Genomic DNA, 19,540 nt, shown 5'->3' on the forward strand with positions numbered 1-19,540 from the left:
CTTTGTTTTTTTCTGTTGTTGTTTTTAGCGTTTTGGTACTCGTAGGTGACGTTGTTAAAGACAAATCTCTGCCAACTGTAATTAAAGGTCAGCTTGATCTAAGTAAAATAGATTTTTATCAGACAAAATCCGTTCCTCTTGATGGTGATTGGTCATTTTATTGGCAAGAGTTGCGCAAACCGCAAGATATTAATGAAGAAAACTCCAGTATTGATTTTTTCAAAGTTCCAAGCACATGGAATACTCAGAAGCACCGTGGGAAAGACCTCGCATTGCATGGAGCAGCGACTTATCAAGCAGAAGTGACACTGAATAAACAATACGAGAGATTAGCCATCCGAATACCGTCGATTGGTACCGCTTATCAATTGTACATTGATGATCAACTGCTTGCAGAAGGCGGTAAGGTTGCGTTCGATGCTAAAGATTCAATCGCAAAATATCACCCAGGTATTTTCGACTTTTCCCCTCAAAGTGAAACATTTACTATTACGGTGCTTGTATCCAATCATCAATTTCAATGGGGAGGCTTTTGGGAGTCACTTAGAGTAGGCCTACCCTCTGAACTATTTAAACAACAATATGCAAAAGGCTTCCGTAATTCATTCCTGATCGCAGTATTCATCACTGTATGTATATTTAATCTTATTCAGTTTTCATTAAATCCGACTAATAGATTGCCGCTGTTAGTGGCATTGATATCTGCATCGTTAGCAATACGTGAACTAGAAGCTAGTCAGATTCTTCAATTCTCTGACATTTACTATTGGAATTTTGAAGCAGGAGTGCGAATTAGCTTTTTGACGTTTGCTGCAACAACACCAATTTACATGCTGTATTTCTATTACATGTTTCCAAAGGATTACTATCGCAGTGTGATGATCTTCATCAATGCGGTTGCTATCACTTATTCGTTGATTATATTGCTTACCCCCTCTTTGCTATTCAGCACATTTATGCCCTACTTCCAAGTTTTCATGATACCTGCGCTGCTATTTTTAATGTCAGGTATTATTTTAGCTGTCATTAGGAAACGTCCAAACGCAAACCTTTTGTTTGTTGGTTCAATGATGCTGTTTACTTGCGTTGTCAATGATATTTTGCATAGCATGAATGTCATTGATACCTTAATTTTAAGCAGTTTTGGTCTCGTAGCCTTTTTAATGTGTCAAAATTATCTGACCTATACTTATTTTATCAATGCAGGCATCGAAAATAAGGTCTTGGATGTAAGACTTAAAGAGCGAAACGAAAAATTAGAAGAGCTCAGTTCTACACTCGAGCACCAAGTAATCCAGCGAACCAGCGAATTAGCAAGAGCAAATCAAAAATTAGAAGTCTTGGTCAATGAAGACCCGCTAACTTGTTTATTAAATCGTCGCGGCCTCATGCAACATATCAACCAAGCAAAGCAAGAATTTGATGTTTTTCAAAGACCATTTTGCCTGGTTTTAATCGATTTCGACCATTTCAAAAAACTGAATGACCAACTTGGTCACGATGTAGGGGATATTGTCCTAGAAACGGGCGGTATTATTATGAAGGGAATGGTCAAAGAGCATGGCTTTGCTGGTCGCTGGGGCGGAGAAGAGTTTTTGGTTTTATTGACAGATTGCGAAATAAAAGAGGGTAAGAAAATAGCGGAAGACATCAGAGAGCAGATATATTTTGATTTAACTTCACAAATTAAACACTCAATCACGATTACGCTAGGGATCACACAATGTCGAAATGGAGATACGATAGACATGTGTCTCAAACGCACAGATTTAGCCTTATATGAAGGTAAAAAATTAGGCAGAAATAGAGTTATTTCTGCCTAAACGGTCCTTAAGCCTAGACTAAGGAGAAGTACTTAAAGATTCCGCACACACTCGGAACGCAACAAGTCTTTTCAGCCTAAGAACACGCAAAAACTATTTATATATATGACGTGTTAGCCTATTCTCTAAAAATTCTTGCTGACCGCTGCTATGCTTTGGAGAGAAACCGTCCTTAATTGTTTTTTCTGCAAGGCCTGACAATGAGTATTGACCTGCCAATATCCCTTTACCTAAGTCTGCATTCCAACCAGCATAGCGTTGTGCCACTTTTTCAACAAAGAAGTCGTTCTCTATGATGCCAGCCGCCTTTTTGAGCGCCAACGCAAGGTTGTCCATACCACCTATATGACCATGGAATAAATCGGCAGGGTCACTGCTTTGACGACGCAACTTACAATCGAAATTGAACCCGCCCGTGGTGAAACCACCTGATTTAAGAATCTCGTAAATGACAAGTGTTAGCTCTTCAATATCGGTTGGAAATTGATCCGTATCCCATCCGTTTTGGGCATCGCCTCTGTTCGCATCAATACTACCAAAGATGCCCAATGAAATAGCTGTCGCGATTTCATGATGGAAAGAGTGACCCGCAAGTGTCGCGTGGTTTGCTTCGATATTGACCTTAAATTCATCCTCTAGACCAAACTGCTTTAAGAAACCATAAACCGTTGCAGAATCATAATCATATTGATGCTTTGTAGGCTCTTGAGGCTTGGGTTCGATTAAAAGCGTCCCTTTAAATCCAATTTTTGCTTTGTGCTCTGCGACCATGGTAAAGAAACGCCCAAGTTGCTCACGCTCTTGTCGTAGGTCAGTATTAAGAAGACTTTCATATCCTTCTCTGCCGCCCCAAAGAACATAGTTTTCCCCGCCAAGACGCTGAGTTGCATTCATAGCATGGCATACTTGTGTTGCGCCATAGCTAAAAACTTCTGGATTTGGGTTAGAAGCACCACCTGCGGCATATCTAGGGTTACTAAATAAGTTTGCCGTTCCCCAAAGTAGCTTTAAGCCTGTCTCAGCTTGCTTTTGCTCAAGTACATCTACCATTTCGCTGAAGTTGTTTACGTACTCTTTGATGCTATTGCCTTCTGGCGCAACATCAATGTCGTGAAAACAGTAATAAGGAATATCTAATTTTTCAAAAAACTCAAAGGCAACATCTGCTTTTTGCTTGGCTTGTTGCATTGGTTCGGCTGTTTGTAACCAAGGACGATTAAACGTGCCTTGCCCAAATACATCTGCACCGTCCCAACAGAAGTTATGCCAATAGCACGCCGCAAAGCGAAGATGATCCTTCATGCTTTTACCGAGTATTTTTTGCTCAGCATCATAGTGATGAAATGCAAGCGGATTATCTGAATCAGCGCCTTCAAACGCGATTTTTGGAATATCTGAAAAATAAGTCGACATATTTGTCCCCGTGTCATAGTTGTTTTCAAGCATGGGCTAATCACCCGGCTTGAAAAAGAAATTAATAAAGCGTCTTTAGCGCGCTATAAAGTTGTATAAAAGTCGCTCTTCGCTTCTTGTATAAAGTCTGCGCCGCTTGGTTTGGTTGGTAAGTTGCGACTACCGGCGGTTCAGGGCAAATCTCAACTAGTGTTTTTGAATCGTCAACCGCAATTTGTGCAAGTCTTGCTGCACCTAAGGCAGGGCCAACATCGCCACCTTCTCGGTAATCTATTTCGATGTTTAAGATATCTGCAAACATCTGTCTCCACATCAAGCTTTTAGAACCGCCGCCAATTAGCGTAATAGCATCGGGTTTTGGGCTGTTCTCATGAAGCACATCAAAGCCATCAGCAAACGCAAAACACACGCCTTCCATCACTGCATAAAGCATATCTAAATCGCTTGTTTGATGGGTGATACCAAAGAAGTTTCCAACAGCATTAGGGTTATTATGCGGGGTTCGCTCACCCGATAAGTAAGGCAAAAAGATCGGTGCTTTCGAGGTATCAAGATCAGCCTGTTCAAGCGCAAGCATCAACTCGCCTAGATCTTTTTTAAGCACCTGCGTAGATAGCCATTCCAAACAACTTGCCGCACTTAATATCACCGACATTAAATGCCAAGTATTAGGCAAAGCATGACAAAAACTGTGGACTGCTTTGTCTGGATTGGCAGAGAAAGTGTTATTCACGACAAAGTAAACACCTGAGGTGCCCAGTGAGATCATTGCTTTGCCACTGTTGATCAAGCCCACACCAACTGCGCCAGCGGCATTGTCACCTCCACCTGCAATGATCGGCACTGATTGCATGCCCCACTTTTGTGCTAACGATGGGCTTAAATGGCCAGTAATATCAGAACCTTCATAGAGAGTGGGCATATGAGATTCATCAAGACCGCAGGCCTTAAGCAACTCGGTATTCCACTTACGGTTTTCAACATCCAACCACAAACTGCCTGCTGAATCTGACATATCAGAGGCAAAATCACCACTTAACAGATACCTAAGATAGTCTTTTGGAAGCAGTACTTTATCGATTTTCTGAAACAATTCAGGTTCGTGTTTTTGCATCCATTTGATCTTGGGCGCAGTGAACCCGGGCATTATCAAATTACCGGTAATTTGGCGCGCATTTTTGACTTCTGCTTCTAGCTCAGCACATTCTTTTGATGAGCGCCCATCGTTCCATAAAATTGCAGGTCGAAGGACATTTGCATCTTTATCAAGCGCGACAGAACCATGCATTTGACCGGTTACACCCAGTGCTTTTACACTACCCAAAAATGGTGTTAACTGCTTATTACTCATACAAGCTTGCAGTGCATCCCACCACTGCGCTGGGTCTTGCTCAGACCAAAGCGCGTGCTTGCGCTGCACGGTAAGTCCTTCTGTCACCGACGCAACCAACTTACCGTCTTGGTCGGTAATGATAACTTTGATGCCCGATGTGCCTAAATCGATTCCTAAATACATAGCTGTGCCTTTATTTCAATGCATTACATTGAATGCATTCCGGTAAACGTTATTTGTTAACGAAAAATAGTTACCGTTTGTTTTGATGGATACATCATCGGGCATGCCAATAAATCGCTCAATTACTAATTTTCATAAATAAATTCCGTAATTTTGTTATTCTTTTGTTAACCAATTTTGATTATCATCTTTCGTAATCGATTAAGTAAAAATCATTAAAGTTCATTAAGGGGTTACGGATGGATCAACAACACAGTATTCGTTTGTTATTTAATGCTAATAAAGTTTACGATCGGCAAGTAATAGAAGGCATCGGACACTACTTGCATTCATCAAAAGTCGGCTGGGATGTTTTTCTTGAAGAAGACTGTCTTGCAAGACTCAATAATCTTGACGCATGGGAAGTAGATGGTGTCATCGCTGACTTTGATGACCAAGAAATCAGAGATGCGCTTTCATCGTTTAGAAAGCCCGTCATCGGTGTAGGTGGCTCATACAAAAACGAAGCTGACTATCCCAATGTACCTTATGTTGCTACCGACAATAGTCGCTTAATCGAAGCCGCTTTTGTCCACCTAAAACAAAAAGGCTTAGAAAGCTTTGCCTTTTATGGGCTGCCGATAAACGAAAGCAGAAAGTGGGCGCTAGAAAGAGAAAAAGCAGTGATTGACTTGTGCCGCCGCTCTGGTTTTGAGTGCTTGGTATATCGAGGCTATGAAACCACGCCTGAAACTTGGCATCACAATATGAATCGTTTATCTGACTGGATCCAAAGTCTCCCCGCCCCTACCGGTGTTATCGCAGTTACCGATGCCCGCGCGCGACACTTGCTTCAAGCATGTGACAAGGTGCAGCGCTTAGTGCCCGACCAAATTTCAATTGTCGGGATTGATGATGACGACATTGCAAGAAACTTGAGTCGAATTAGTCTCAGTTCAGTTTCGCAAGGGTGTTTTGAAATGGGTGTTCAAGCCGCTCGTCTGTTGCACAAAGCGTTAGATAGAAAAGCAAGTAATCGCCCAGAACCAGAAACTTTCCCGAGAGTGTTGGTCGATCCAACGGGCGTTGTTCAACGTCAGTCAACAGACTTTAAAGCCTTACAAGACCCTTATGTCATTCAAGCCATGCATTTCGTCAGACAACATGCATGCAGAGGTATTAAAGTAGAGCAAGTTGTAGACTATGTGGGTATTTCACGTTCAAACCTAGAGCAACGCTTTGTACAAGAATGCGGTCACAGTGTGCACAACGAAATTCACAACGCCAAACTTGAACGCGCGTGCACGCTTTTAAAAGACAGTCATGAAGCGATAAATCTGGTTGCTGAAAAGTGCGGATATCCCTCGCTTCAATACATGTATTCAGTATTCAAAAAGCATTTTTCGATGACTCCTAAGCAGTATAGACAAGAGCATACAAATCCAAAGCAAGCTTAGAGACTTGCTTTAATAGTGCTTCTCATATGACTAGCAATGGCCACTGCATCATCTGTATTTTCTGCTTTGGCGAGCGTGACACCCATGCGCCTTGTGCCGGCCACCTCAGGCTTACCAAATAAGCGCAGATCAGTATTGGCAATGCTCAATACTTCTTCCAAACACGAAAAGCTGACTTGCTTGGACTCCCCCGTCACCAGTATTGCAGCTGATGCACTGGGCCCGTTAAACGGTATGTTCGGTATTGGTAAGCCTAAAAATGCTCGCACATGCAAAGCAAATTCAGATAAACCTTGCGATATTAAAGTCACCATACCAGTGTCGTGAGGGCGTGGTGAAACCTCACTAAAAAACACATCGTCACCTTTTATGAATAGCTCAACACCAAATAAGCCACGACCACCTAGCGCCGAGGTGACTTTTTCAGCGACTTCTTGTGAACGTTGAAGCGCTAGGGGCGACATTGCTTGTGGTTGCCAAGATTCTTGGTAATCTCCATTTTCTTGTCGATGCCCTATCGGCTCGCAAAAGCTTGTACCATTGATATGCCGAATAGTGAGCAAGGTAATTTCGTAATCAAAATCAACAAAGCCTTCAACAATGACTTTGCCCTTTCCTGCGCGGCCGCCTTCTTGAGCATAATTCCAAGCATGTTGGACATCACTTTCGCTTTTTAACAAAGATTGCCCTTTACCTGATGAGCTCATAATAGGTTTTACCAAGCATGGGAAGCCAATCTGCTCAATCGCTAATTTGAAGTCTTCAAAATTATCCGCAAATTGATATGACGACGTCGGAATGCCCAAATCCTCGGCCACCAAGCGCCTAATTCCCTCTCGATTCATGGTCAGATGCGCCGCTTTCGCCGTGGGCACAACATTAAACCCCTCACTTTCTAGCTGCATGAGCGTATCCGTCGCAATCGCTTCAATTTCAGGCACGATATAATTAGGGGTTTCTGCTTTGATGATCTTGCTTAACGCTTCTGAATCCAGCATCGAAAGTGTATAGCTACGATCGGCAACTTGCATCGCTGGTGCGTTTTCGTATCGGTCTAAAGCAATGACTTCACACCCCAATCGCTTGAGTTCAATCGCTACTTCTTTGCCTAGCTCACCTGCTCCACATAAAAGCACTTTAGTCGCGCTTGTTGAAAATGGTGTTCCAATACATGTTGTCATTTCAATTGAATCCTTTGAATTTATGTCTATTGAATACGCTTAAACGTGCTCATTGACTATTACGCTGTTATTTATATCGCTAGCAATAACGTCTAGCGCTTTACATGTCAACAAAGTCCATAAATAGCGCTGATTTTGCCAATGAATGTAACAAGTTGTTACGTATTAATTGGCAACAAGGTAAATCCTTGCTTGAGTGTTTTTTACTCAATGCCATATACTGGTGAAGATACGAAAAAAAATAATAATAAAACAATAAGAAATCACAAAAAACAACGGCAGAGGGAATAAGAATGGATAGACGTAACTTTATCAAGTTAGGCACAGCCGCAGGAGTAGGTGCAATGGTGTTGCCTGTTTCAGGCATAGCCATCTCGGCAGAACAAATGCTCGACAAACCCATGGATGTCGCATTTAAGAAAAAACTGGCAGATATTGCACTCAATACTGCAAAAGCGGCAGGTGCATCCTATGCAGATGCTCGCATTGGTCGCTACCTAAATCAATTTGTCACGACTCGAGAAACCAACGTAGACAATATCGTCAACACTGAGTCTGCTGGAATTGGTATCCGCGTAATTGCTAACGGCACATGGGGATTTGCCTCAACCTCTATTATGACGCCTGACAGTATTGCCGAAACAGCTAAAAAAGCCGTTGCAGTAGCAAAAGCTAATTCTAAGTTTCAAACCTCTCCCGTTAAATTAGCGCCTGTTAAAGGGGTCGGTGATGTCAGCTGGCAAACGCCGATCACCAAAAATGCAATGGAAGTGCCGATCAAAGAAAAAGTAGACTTATTGCTATCGGTCAACGATGCAGCGATGAGCAATGGTGCCAACTTCATTACTTCTGTTTTGTTTTTAGTGAATGAACAAAAGTATTTCGCTTCAACAGATGGCTCTTATATTGATCAAGATGTTCATCGTTTATGGGCGCCGTTCTTCGCCACCGCTGTCGGTCCAGAAGGATTTAAACAACGCACAGGTTTAGGTAATCCTGTCGGCATGGGCTTTGAGTACTTAGACGGTAAAGAAGAAGACAAAATTAAAATTACCGGCGCAAACGTCGGCTACAACAAGTCATACGATATTATCGAAGATGCCGCGGCTGCGGGTAAGCAGCTCAAAGCCAAGCTAAAAGCCAAATCGGTAGAACCTGGTAAATATGATTTAGTCTTAGACCCTGCTCACTTGATGCTAACGATTCATGAATCAGTAGGACACCCGCTTGAACTAGACCGTGTACTGGGCTATGAAGCTAACTTTGCTGGCACCAGTTTCGCCACATTAGATAAATGGAAAAGCGGTAAATTCCAATACGGCTCTGACATCGTTAACTTGTTTGCTGACAAAACCCAAGTGGGCTCACTCGGTCACGTTGAATACGATGATGAAGGGGTTAAAACCAAACAGTGGGACTTAGTGAAAGACGGCATTTTAGTTAACTATCAAGCAACACGTGATCAAGTGCACATGATTGATCAAAACGAGTCTCATGGTTGCTGTTATTCTCAAAGTTGGCGCGACGTTCAATTCCAACGTATGCCGAACGTCAGCTTAAAACCAAATGAAAAAGATATATCAGCTGAAGATGTAATCAAAGATGTCGAAAAAGGCATTTACATCGCGGGGCGCGGGTCGTTTTCAATCGATCAGCAACGCTATAACTTCCAATTTGGCGGTCAATTATTCTATGAAATCAAAGACGGTAAAATCGTCGATCAAATTGAAGACGTGGCTTATCAGTCAAATACACAAGAGTTTTGGAACAGTTGTGTGCAAATGGCAGGTAAATCAGACTATCGCTTAGGCGGTTCATTCTTTGATGGCAAAGGTCAGCCTTCACAAGTTAGCGCAGTTTCTCATGGTTGCCCAACCACAAGATTCAATAATATCAACGTGATCAACACAGCGCGCAACGTGTAAGGCATAGGACAAGGAATATAAAAATGACAATATTATCAGAACAAAAAGCAAAAGCTTTATTAAGCAAAGTCATCGCCTTTTCTAAAGCTGACGAGTGTGAATGCAACCTCGATGGCACTTTGGGCGGTAACATAAGATACGCACGAAATACCGTATCAACAGCCGGTGAAGAAAGTGATTTAGTGCTTGCAGTACAATCAACTTTTGGCAAACGCACGGGCGTTGCGACGATCAACGAGTTCGATGATGCATCACTTCAAAAGGTGGTCAGACGCTCAGAAGAACTAGCAAAACTGGCGCCTGAAAATGATGAGCATATGCCAGTGTTTGGAAAGCAAAAATACGTAGAATCAAAGACCTACTTCAAGTCTACAGCTGATGTCACGCCAGAGTTTAGAGCTCAAGCAGCAGAAGACAGCATTGTACCTTCAAAGAAAAACAAACTCGTTGCTTCAGGCTTTCTAGAAGAAACAGTGGGCTTTTCGGCAATCATGAACAACAAAGGCTTGTTTGCCTACAACCAAGCGACTGACGTTGATTTTTCTGTCACTATCCGCACAGAAGACGGCAAAGGCTCTGGTTGGGCAACCCGCAACTATAGCGACGTTAAACTGCTTGATACTGCAGAAGCCTCCAAAATCGCAATCACAAAATCGAAAAACTCGGTGGATGCCAAAGCCATGGAGCCAGGTAAATACACTGTCATCCTTGAGCCTGCGGCAAGTGTAGGATTGCTAGGCAATATGGTAAACAACTTTGGCCAACGCTCAGCTGATGAAGGCCGTAGCTTTTTGAGTTACAAGCCAAAAGAAGGCGAAGATCCAGAAAAAGCACCTAAAAACCGCCTTGGCGAAAAAATGTTCGATGAACGCGTGAACATCTACACCGACCCTCAACATCCGATTGCTCCGACGGCTCCGTTTGAAGGTAACGGTTATCCGAGAAAGCACACCGATTGGATTAAAAACGGCAAAGTAGTCAACATGCCAAACTCTCCTTACTGGGCGAAGAAAACGGGCGTTGATTACATTCCAGGTGGTGGCAACATTATTATGGACGGCGGTAACGAGTCTTTAGAAGACATGATCAAAAATACTCGCAGAGGCATTTTGGTCACTCGCTTGTGGTACATCCGCTCGTTGGATCCACAAACACTGTTGTACACTGGCTTAACCCGAGACGGCACTTTCTACATTGAAAATGGCAAGATTAAATACCCGATTAAAAATTTCAGATTCAATGAAAGTCCAATCGTGATGCTCAACAATATAGAAGCGCTAGGTGAACCTCAACGAATCAACGGCAATATGATCCCGCCAATGAAAGTACGAGACTTTACCTTTAGCAGTTTATCTGACGCGGTATAAAGTAAGTCATTGCACCGCCTATTTCTTCAGGCGGTGCATGTCGTTTAAGTTGATATAAATCTTATGAAACGCAGAGACTTCATCGTTTCAGGCTCAGCGCTTTTAGCTTCTCTATCATTGCCATTTAAAGTCAGTGCTTTAAGCAGTAAATACGATTTTTACTTTACTCGCTTGAGTTACGAATCAGGCAATTGGGATGTTGATGAACGCATGCCTGCTAATCTACTTAATTCGCTAATTGAGTACACAAGCTTGCGCGTGGATATCAAAGAGCGAATTATTCCACTGTCTGATCCAGCCATGCTTAGCGCACCGTTTTGCTACATGGCAGGTCATCGCTTGGTTGAATTTAATACTCAAGAACGAGATAACTTTGAAACCTACGTCAACAATGGCGGCTTTGTCTTTGTTGATGATTGTAACCACGATATAGATGGCATGTTTGCACGTACATTTGAGCGTCAAATGGCCGCTATATTTGGCGACGATGCACTTCAAAAAATCCCTAACGATCACCCTATTTATAGCAGTTTTTTTGAATTTGACGGTCCACCTACCACTGGACTTGAGCTCAATGGTTGGGGAGATGATCTCGTTCATGACTATTTAAAAGCGATTATCGTTAATGGGCGTATAGCCGTGCTTTACAGTAACAAAGACTATGGCTGCGAATGGGATTACGACTTTAGAAATAAACGTTTCTTACGCAAAGACAATACAAAGTTTGGCGTTAACATTGTGATGTACGCGATGATGTCCTAAGCCCGCGAGCGTTGTGCATAAACCAATAAATTTGATTCCAAAGGCAAACAATAAAGATGGCGACTCTAGATAAAACCGAAATACAAGCGCTGCTACATAAGCTTGAACAAGTCCAAAGTGAAGTTGCAAAAGCAATCGTCGGGCAACAAGACGTCGTGCAAAAACTCATGATTAGTCTACTAGCTGGCGGTCATTGTTTACTAGAAGGTGTACCAGGATTAGCTAAAACACTGATGGTTAATGCCTTATCACAGGCCTTAGATTTATCGTTCAATCGTGTTCAATTTACGCCAGATTTGATGCCCAGTGACATCATTGGCACCGAAGTATTAGAAACAGGCCACGATAGCGGTCAACGCTTTTTCAAGTTTCAAAAAGGGCCTGTTTTCACTAATATTTTGTTGGCTGATGAAATCAATCGCACCCCGGCAAAAACACAAGCGGCCTTGTTGGAAGCCATGCAAGAAAAGCACGTCAGTTATGCAGGTGAACACTATCCTTTGCCCAAGCCATTTTTTGTGCTTGCCACTCAAAATCCGGTTGAACAGTCTGGTACTTATCCCTTGCCAGAAGCTCAGTTAGACCGCTTTTTAATGTTTGTAAATGTTGGATACCCCTCTCAGGAAGACGAACGAGAAATACTCAAGCGCACAACGGGTACATATGATTATGCGATCGACGCAACACTCTCCTCTCAAGAAATTATCCAATTGCAGAATTTGGTCAGAGAAGTTGAGTTTAACGACGATCTACTCAATTACGTAACCGAACTGGTCAGAAATACACGTCCTCAAGGCACTTCAATCAGCGAAGTATCTCAGTTTGTCAGTTGGGGCGCAGGTCCAAGAGCCGGACAAGCATTGGTGTTATGTGCAAAAGCCCATGCTTTGCTCAACAAGCGCTTTGTAGTGACCTTAAGTGACATACAAAGTGTTTTACCCAGTGTATTAAGCCACCGAATACTGCTTAACTTTCAAGCGCAAGCACAACAGCAAACGGTCGAAAGCGTGATCGATGCAATTGTGAATGGCGTGAGCGCACCTGCCAGCCCATTGGCTTAGAGAGTTGCTTTTGTGAACGAACTTGTCGACTTAGCTGCTTTAGCAAAAGTGAAAGGCTTACCTTGGATTGCTCAAAAGGTAGCACGAGGCTTTTTAAGTGGCCTGCATTCAAGCGTATCAAGAGGCAGTGGCGTCGAATTTAGCCAATACCGAGCTTACGAACCTGGCGATGCATTAGCAAATATAGACTGGAAGTTATTTGCACGCTCAGATCGCTATTTTGTGCGAGAAGCTTATCAAGAAAGCGACCTTGACCTGTGGATGTTGATAGACTCAAGTGCATCTATGTCTATGGTCTCAAAGCAAAATAAAAGCATCGATATGAACGGCCTTCGCTCAAAACCTTTGTCAAAACTAGACTTTGCGAAAGTATTCCTATCGAGCTTAAGTTGCATCGCTCAAGAACAAGGAGATGCAATTGGATTGGTGTCTCTGGAATCAAGTTCAACAAATGCAAACGATCTCTTTATACCAGCGAAAAAAGGTCATGCGCACTGGCAAAACCTACTGTTGTCGCTATACAACATAAACGCCGATGGCGGCTTTCCAAACTTAGAAAATTTACTACCCAGCTTTGAATCGATGCGCCACCATGGAGTATTAGTGGTTGTTAGCGATTTTTGCCAGCACAACCAAGAAATATTTGAGTTACTCGCGCAATTTAATACGCAAAAAACAGATGTGATTTGTGTGCAACTGATGTGTGAAGACGAACTGAACTTTAACTACCAAGGCCAAATAAAATTCGAAGAGCCAGAAACCGGACAAAGCTTCTTACTTTCCGCAAACGAAGCCAAAACAGGCTTTTTGCAAGCATTAAACAAACATCAAGCGCAACTAGAAGCGCATATCAGTCACTTAGGCATGCAACACCTATTAGTTAACGTTGACCTACCGATCCACCAAGCAATGCACGATTTATTTAATTTGCAGACAGCGATGCGCCGTAGCCACCAGCATAGACACCAGCAAAGAAGCACAAACAAAAAGTGATGAATAGATGAATAACCTTAATGATATAAACTACGGATGGACGCTTTTAGCGTTGCTCATTCCAATCATTATTCATTTGTTTAATCGAAGCAGCGGCAAACGAATTGTATTTAGTTTTGTAGATTTACTTCCAGCGCCAACTAAGAAAACAGTCTTTCAGTTAAAGCTCAATCAGTACCTGTTACTTGCAGTTCGCTTGCTTTTGTTAGCACTCAGCTCAATTTTATTAATCGGGCTTTATTCAAATAACACCATTCAAGCCCAATCAAAAATCGCCATTGTTACAGATGATTGGCGTTTGATGGCGAGTGACACAGAAAAAAATGCACTAATACAAGAAGGGTTTGAAAGTATCTATTCGCTTGAACAAATAATTAGTGAGTCCTTCCCAGAGGCTTTGCAGCAACCTGAAGATTCTTTCTTAAGTCTGTCTCAAGAAGCCGAGCAAGCACTAAACGCTTCTTTTTTTGTTAATAGCGTCAATACACAGCTCGCGCAGGCTTATGCTCAATTAGTATCGCATGGATTGATTGAACAGTCTGATGACACGCAGATAAGCGTATTTGCTACCAATCGACTTAGTCAGTACGATTTGTCTAGTGCGGGCTCATTTTCTCCCGAAATCTCTTCTCTCGCTCAACAAAAATACGACCCGCAGACATTTTCTATCACTCGCAGTGAGTTGCCAAACAACTCAGCTATCTTCGATTGGCGTTTGCTATCATTGAAACAACAAACTGAGAATGAATTGCCTGACTTAGGATATCTCAAGGTGAATTTATTGTTCTCGCCTGATGAGCTAGCGCAACAAATTAGCCCTTACCTTTATGCAGCAATTGATGCAATCAATCAAAATATTCCGCAGGTCAGTCTTTCGATTGGCACTAATACAAAGAGTATAGATGCGATTAACACCGAGGCGATTGATAATGATAACAATTCACTTAACAAGCGTTTTGATAAATCTGTCGAACTACTAATTGTCGAAACCACTAATGACTCACAAATAACTAAAACGCCTGACGGTAAACTCATAGTACATATCGAGGAACTCAGTAAACCCTCATTCCCAGCTTTGTTGTTTAACGACTTATTTAAACAAGAGCTCGCACTTGCCGAAAATCAACTAGCGACGCTTCCTCTAAGTAAGATAAAACAAGCCAGCCTCGGCGCTTTTGCTTCTTCAAAAAGTGATGTCAAACAGTCTTCGATAAATAGCAAAACAGTCAAACAAGCCCCTATTCCAAGCTGGTTAGCCGCGCTATTAGTAGGCCTTTTTATTTTTGAACGTATCCTTTCGGAGCGTCGAAAATGAGTAGTGAACACACACAAATCAACCGCCTTGCAAGTGAACGTGTCGAAGCGATTCTAAAAAAACTGCGCTATCAAAAGCTTATCTATTCAATTTGTTATGGATTCGGAATAGGTTTAACAACAAGCAGTCTTCTGACCCTAGTCAATGTGCATTTGGTCGCTTTTTTGCTGGTCTTGTTTTCTGTTTCGATAGCCACCTCCATATTTGTATATAAAGCTAAGATCACTCACCTTAGCCAAGTCAATGTCATCGCTCACTTAAATAAACACTTCAGTGAATTAGAAGAAAGCGCCGCGCTATTTTTTAACGATGTCGATGCAAAACAAAATGATAATCAAAGGCAACAAACAAGTATTCTCGCTGAGATGCAACAAGACCGAATTGCGCATCGATTAAAAGAAATACTGTCTAAACCAGACGAAGATTTAGCGCTTCCAAAAACTAAATTTGGTATTGCGTTGGTCGTTGTATTACTTGGTATGTCAATGAATCTGCTCGCTCTCGCAATATCAGATATTCAGCTCGATAAGCCTAGTGATTCCATAATATCGTCCCAAGCATCACAAAATGCTGAACCTACAAACAAGGTCTTGCTAAACCCGATGTCTCAATTGCTGATTGAGATTACGCCACCTAGCTATACGCAAATGAAAACTGAGGTTTTGCAGGCACCTAATTTGAAGGTGCTTCAAGGTAGCAGTATAGAATGGATGATAAGCGAGACAAATTCTGTAGATGCGATTAATGCAGAAAAAGCTTTGTTGCAACTTAGACTAGGCAATGGAGAAACAGCCCAAAAACTAGCGACAGATTCCCAAAGTAAAACGAGTCTCACGTTACAAGTCAATCAAAGTACGCTATATCAATTTATACAATTGAGCCCTTCAAATACGTTAGATAAACAAGACAATGAACAGCTAAAAGAAAAGCTAATCGCAGGTCCTTTTTCGATAGAAACAATTAGGGATACGGCACCACGCATTCGCATTTTGTCTCCAAGAGCCACGCTCACCAATTTTCCAAAAGACACTCAACCTATAATAGAAACAGAAGTGCTTGTCAGTGACGACTTTGGGCTGACAGACGTGACTATTTTAGCTTCAATCGCAAAAGGCTCAGGCGAAGCAGTTAAGTTTAGAGATGAGGTATTTACCTTTGATTCATTTACCGAAAAAGCGAAAAACACGGACGAACCAAACTCGACATATCTAGAACGCACCTATAAAAAAACATGGCGTTTTGAAGAACTCGACATGGAGCCCGGAGACGAACTCTATTTTTCGGTTCAAGCCAGCGATAACTATCACAACGTCAGTAATCAACCTAGCTATCAAAGCACTCGCTCAGAAACTAAGATTATTAGATGGCTAGAAGATGAAGAAGCCGTGTTAGGTGGTGAAGGTATCCTAATCGACTTTGAGCCAGAGTACTTTAAAAGCCAACGGCAGATAATCATCGAAACCAAGCAACTTATTCAAGACAAGCCCTTTCTTAGTGAAACAGAATTTGACCGAGCGTCACGAGGCTTAGGTAATGATCAAAGCGATTTGAAGCAGCGTTATGGGCAGTATTTGGGTGACGAGTTTGAAACGGGCGTATTGCAATCGATGGAAGCGGCTTCGGATATAAATTTAAAAGACTCGGGGCATGATCATGATGAACATGACGATCACGATGAAGCGCATAATGAGTCAAATAACGAGAATATGGAAGAACATAGCCACGAGCGTGAACATGGGCATGGGCATGACCACGGACACGCTCAATCAGAAGCTAATTCAATGGATGATCGCTCTGGCTACGCACAAATTATCGACCGTTTCGGACACAACCATGGCCAAGCAGACATCGGGTTTATTAAACTCGACAAAGGCATGCTAAGCCCCAAAGTATTGATGAAACAAGCGATTGCTCAAATGTGGCAAGCCGAGCTTCACCTTCGATTATCACAACCTGAATTAGCGCTTCCATATGAAGAAGAAGCATTGGACTATTTAAACCGCGCTAAAAAAGCCGAGCGTATTTACGTTAAACGACTAGGATTTGAACCGCCACCAGTTTCTGAAGAAAGGCGTTATCAAGCGAAACTCACTGACATTCTTGAAAATGAAATAGAGCGCTCATTAAACAATGAGCAGGATAAAGACTTACAACAAACAAAAGCAATTAGCGCCCTATTAAGCTATATCAACGTCAACAAAGTCTTATATGAAAACGCTAATGAAACGCGCTTTGATATAAGCAAGCTCTTAAAACATATTGAAAGTGTTAAGGAAATCTTGATCACGCAACTTGTGGAAAAACCGCAGCTCATCGTGAGTCTAGCGACACTAGAACGTTTGGCACTCAATCAAAGCTTAGCGCTTAACGATTGTGAAAACTGTCTAAACGAACTAACTCGTTCCTTGTGGCAGATAATACCTGCTCAAGAAGCGGCCCCCTTCACCAAACAAAGCCAAGCAACTAACTCGCCTCTTACACAAGCATATTCAGACTTTCTTCGAATGGAAAAGCGCAAATCGTTAGCAAGTATTTACAATCAAGAATCAGGTCGCGTAGAAAATGATGATTAAACTAGGCATATTTACTATTAGTTCTACGCTTCCTACCTGGGCCTTAGTACTGCTGATAGTGAGCCTAGTCGCGCTAAACGTTTTTCTGTTTAATCAAGTCAAGCAGCGTGTTGAAACAAAACTTAAGCACTATGCGCTGAGTACTTTAAATGCGTTGGCTAGTCTAGCGATAGTAGGCCTGTTGCTCGACATTACCTACAATGTGCACAAAAATGATAAGGCTGTTATTGTTACGTCTGCTGTCGCCAACAAAAAACTCAGAGAAATAGACAACTCAAGCAGCGTTTACGCGCTGCAAAACCGCCTGCAAACCTCAGCAAGTCAAATTGACTTAGTTGACTTAGTTGACTTAGTTGACTATCAAACCGTAAGCGACTTTGTTTCATTTACCAAACACACCTTTTTTGATTACAAAACCATCGAAATATTAGGTGATGGCTTAAACGCTGAACAGTGGCAAATTATCCATGCACTCGCTCGCACTAACGATGCCAAGAGCAATGGACGAAATGCGCCTCAACTCATCTTTACGCCGAATCCAAATCAGTTCGGCCTAGTCGACGTCAATTGGCAACAACAAAGCACGGTAGGTGAAACAGTCACTATTAGCGGCCAAGTCCAAGCTGCCTCTTCAACATCCGAAAATGCAGATGACACTACAAAACTCTTCTCACTCACATTAACTGACCCCAGTGGCAGAATCATTGCTGAAGAGGTCGTTAGAATCGCAGAACCCTTTGCTCTAAACTTTATTCCAATCGCCGCTGGTCAGTGGGAGTACTCACTGCAATTAAAACAAGCCAACGCTACAAAAAAATCCAATAAATTGCGTGAAAATGTCACTTTAAATGAAGCGCACAAAGACGCTTTAAGCATCACAGAAACCATTGCAATCAACGTCATAGATAAACCTAGATTAAAGTTGCTCATCTCACAAAGCGCCCCCAGTTTTGAAACTAAACAAATTCAAAACTGGGCTGCCGAAAACGGTGCACAAATCGCCAGCTTCACGCAAATTAGTCGAGACAAAATAAGCCGTCAATTCATCAACTTTTCGGACGATGAAAAAGTAATATTTACTTCGCCCCTTTCATCGCAGTCATTGAACTATATAGACCTAATAATTATCGACAGCACCACCTTGTTTAAGTTAAGCGACGAGCAACACACCTCGATTACAGAGGCTGTCGAACAGGGGCTCGGTATATACCTCATCGTTAATTATGAGGATGCACAGAATTGGAGTACTCAAAGCGCTGAAATAGAAAGCTCCAAAATAGCCAATTTTTTAGCTATAAACTCACTTTTCGAGTTAGATTACCTGGAAAATCAAGATGAGTTGCGCCTAATAAATTGGGGGGAAAGTTCATTTGATAGGCCATTGGCAGTCATACCTGCCAGTATTAACAACACCTTACCCTCCCTGTTTACAAAGTCACTAATCCAAGATCAAGCGGGTAATTCAATTATTGAACGCATTCAGTTGGGGAAAGGTAAAGTAGCCCTCTCGTTGCTACCTTCCAGCTATGCAATCAAAACTCAAGGCAGTAGTTTGGTTCATAGCCAACTTTGGCAGTTTTTGATTAAAAACATCGCCAGAGAAAAAGAGGCCAATAAACGCATATACAATGCAGAGCCACATGCACTTGAAAATATTTTTAGAGCTAAGCAACCAAGCAAAATATGTAAAAAAGCTACCATTGAGAATACGCAAACAGATGATACTGCTAGTTTATTATTGAAACAAAATGGTATAAGTCGAGAAATAAGCTTCCAAAACGCTAATTTTAAAAAACATATTAATGAGTACGCTTCCACACTATGCACCAAATCGCTCATCGACTCATCAGGATGGTTCAGTTTGCACACTGTGCCTAGCGTTAATGACTTTTTTAATGGTTTCGCTTATGCACATGAAGACTGGCTGACTAACCACACATATGCATTAAAACGCTTGAATGAATTGCAAAGTAGTCAATTTAATAAAAGCAGGGAAAATATCGCATATATTTCAAGACAAACAACAAGGTCAATAGATAAATTAGCGTTTTGGTTGCTTTTGCTTAGCAGTTTGACATTGATATGGATAGAAAGAGTATTGAATAGACGTTAAAAAAGGCATCACCTGAATAAGTAATGCCTTTAAGAAGTGTTAAGAACAAATTAACTCACGCA

The 19,540-nt window shown here is 42.0% G+C and carries 13 protein-coding genes; 10 read left to right on the plus strand and 3 right to left on the minus strand.

All coding sequences use genetic code 11. The annotated features are described in order from the left end of the window. Positions 1 to 2 precede the first annotated feature (2 nt). Complete coding sequence (locus KUL10_RS07915) at positions 3 to 1,823, plus strand: diguanylate cyclase (RefSeq protein ID WP_110428366.1); 1,821 nt, start codon at positions 3 to 5, stop codon at positions 1,821 to 1,823. Between the two features lie 93 nt (positions 1,824 to 1,916). Here the strand turns inward: KUL10_RS07915 and xylA are convergent, their stop codons facing one another. Next, positions 1,917 to 3,236, minus strand: coding sequence for a xylose isomerase (gene xylA / locus KUL10_RS07920; protein ID WP_110428428.1), 1,320 nt, complete (start codon positions 3,234 to 3,236; stop codon positions 1,917 to 1,919). A gap of 61 nt (positions 3,237 to 3,297) precedes the next feature. Further along, positions 3,298 to 4,752, minus strand: coding sequence for a xylulokinase (gene xylB, locus KUL10_RS07925; RefSeq protein ID WP_110428367.1), 1,455 nt, complete (start codon positions 4,750 to 4,752; stop codon positions 3,298 to 3,300). Between the two features lie 239 nt (positions 4,753 to 4,991). On the opposite strand from xylB, the gene KUL10_RS07930 reads away from it, so the two are divergent. Next, the gene (locus KUL10_RS07930; RefSeq protein ID WP_110428368.1) at positions 4,992 to 6,188 is read left to right on the plus strand and encodes a DNA-binding transcriptional regulator; all 1,197 of its coding nucleotides are present in this window, start codon (positions 4,992 to 4,994) and stop codon (positions 6,186 to 6,188) included. Here KUL10_RS07930 and purT read toward each other — a convergent pair. After that, positions 6,185 to 7,369 carry a formate-dependent phosphoribosylglycinamide formyltransferase gene (gene purT, locus KUL10_RS07935; RefSeq protein WP_110428369.1) on the minus strand — a complete coding sequence of 395 codons (1,185 nt, stop codon included), beginning with the start codon at positions 7,367 to 7,369 and terminating at the stop codon, positions 6,185 to 6,187. The two genes, KUL10_RS07930 and purT, sit on opposite strands and share 4 nt — an antisense overlap. Before the next feature lie 293 nt (positions 7,370 to 7,662). Here purT and KUL10_RS07940 point away from each other — a divergent pair, with 293 nt between their 5' ends. The 8 genes from KUL10_RS07940 to KUL10_RS07975 all read left to right on the plus strand — a co-directional run bounded on the left by KUL10_RS07940 (position 7,663) and on the right by KUL10_RS07975 (position 19,478). Then, on the plus strand, positions 7,663 to 9,294 hold the full coding sequence (locus tag KUL10_RS07940; RefSeq protein WP_110428370.1) for a TldD/PmbA family protein: 1,632 nt from the start codon (positions 7,663 to 7,665) through the stop codon (positions 9,292 to 9,294). A 23-nt stretch (positions 9,295 to 9,317) separates the two neighbouring features. After that, positions 9,318 to 10,661, plus strand: coding sequence for a TldD/PmbA family protein (locus tag KUL10_RS07945; RefSeq protein WP_110428371.1), 1,344 nt, complete (start codon positions 9,318 to 9,320; stop codon positions 10,659 to 10,661). 63 nt (positions 10,662 to 10,724) lie between these two features. Beyond that, positions 10,725 to 11,423: a DUF4159 domain-containing protein gene (locus KUL10_RS07950; RefSeq protein ID WP_110428372.1), complete on the plus strand. Its 699-nt coding sequence runs from the start codon at positions 10,725 to 10,727 to the stop codon at positions 11,421 to 11,423. 56 nt (positions 11,424 to 11,479) lie between these two features. Continuing rightward, positions 11,480 to 12,484, plus strand: a complete 1,005-nt coding sequence (locus tag KUL10_RS07955) for a MoxR family ATPase (protein WP_110428373.1) — start codon at positions 11,480 to 11,482, stop codon at positions 12,482 to 12,484. 12 nt (positions 12,485 to 12,496) lie between these two features. Next, positions 12,497 to 13,477: a DUF58 domain-containing protein gene (locus tag KUL10_RS07960; RefSeq protein ID WP_110428374.1), complete on the plus strand. Its 981-nt coding sequence runs from the start codon at positions 12,497 to 12,499 to the stop codon at positions 13,475 to 13,477. A gap of 7 nt (positions 13,478 to 13,484) precedes the next feature. Then, positions 13,485 to 14,792 carry a BatA domain-containing protein gene (locus KUL10_RS07965; protein WP_110428375.1) on the plus strand — a complete coding sequence of 436 codons (1,308 nt, stop codon included), beginning with the start codon at positions 13,485 to 13,487 and terminating at the stop codon, positions 14,790 to 14,792. Beyond that, on the plus strand, positions 14,789 to 17,365 hold the full coding sequence (locus KUL10_RS07970; protein WP_110428376.1) for a hypothetical protein: 2,577 nt from the start codon (positions 14,789 to 14,791) through the stop codon (positions 17,363 to 17,365). Before KUL10_RS07965 ends, KUL10_RS07970 begins: the two co-directional genes overlap by 4 nt. Then, positions 17,355 to 19,478, plus strand: coding sequence for a hypothetical protein (locus tag KUL10_RS07975; protein WP_110428377.1), 2,124 nt, complete (start codon positions 17,355 to 17,357; stop codon positions 19,476 to 19,478). The genes KUL10_RS07970 and KUL10_RS07975 overlap by 11 nt, the downstream gene beginning before the upstream one ends. Positions 19,479 to 19,540 lie beyond the last annotated feature (62 nt).

This window comes from Glaciecola sp. KUL10 (genome assembly GCF_003203515.1).
Classification (GTDB): Bacteria; Pseudomonadota; Gammaproteobacteria; order Enterobacterales; family Alteromonadaceae; genus Glaciecola.

What these genes read in the sequence shown, in the direction of transcription:
- KUL10_RS07975 (WP_110428377.1), top strand. Translation starts at nt 17,355, where the DNA reads ATGATGATTAAACTAGGCATATTTACTATTAGTTCTACGCTTCCTACC.
- KUL10_RS07945 (WP_110428371.1), top strand. Translation starts at nt 9,318, where the DNA reads ATGACAATATTATCAGAACAAAAAGCAAAAGCTTTATTAAGCAAAGTC.
- KUL10_RS07955 (WP_110428373.1), top strand. Translation starts at nt 11,480, where the DNA reads ATGGCGACTCTAGATAAAACCGAAATACAAGCGCTGCTACATAAGCTT.
- KUL10_RS07970 (WP_110428376.1), top strand. Translation starts at nt 14,789, where the DNA reads ATGAGTAGTGAACACACACAAATCAACCGCCTTGCAAGTGAACGTGTC.
- xylA (WP_110428428.1), bottom strand. Translation starts at nt 3,236, where the DNA reads ATGTCGACTTATTTTTCAGATATTCCAAAAATCGCGTTTGAAGGCGCT.
- purT (WP_110428369.1), bottom strand. Translation starts at nt 7,369, where the DNA reads ATGACAACATGTATTGGAACACCATTTTCAACAAGCGCGACTAAAGTG.
- KUL10_RS07965 (WP_110428375.1), top strand. Translation starts at nt 13,485, where the DNA reads ATGAATAACCTTAATGATATAAACTACGGATGGACGCTTTTAGCGTTG.
- KUL10_RS07950 (WP_110428372.1), top strand. Translation starts at nt 10,725, where the DNA reads ATGAAACGCAGAGACTTCATCGTTTCAGGCTCAGCGCTTTTAGCTTCT.
- KUL10_RS07930 (WP_110428368.1), top strand. Translation starts at nt 4,992, where the DNA reads ATGGATCAACAACACAGTATTCGTTTGTTATTTAATGCTAATAAAGTT.
- KUL10_RS07940 (WP_110428370.1), top strand. Translation starts at nt 7,663, where the DNA reads ATGGATAGACGTAACTTTATCAAGTTAGGCACAGCCGCAGGAGTAGGT.
- xylB (WP_110428367.1), bottom strand. Translation starts at nt 4,752, where the DNA reads ATGTATTTAGGAATCGATTTAGGCACATCGGGCATCAAAGTTATCATT.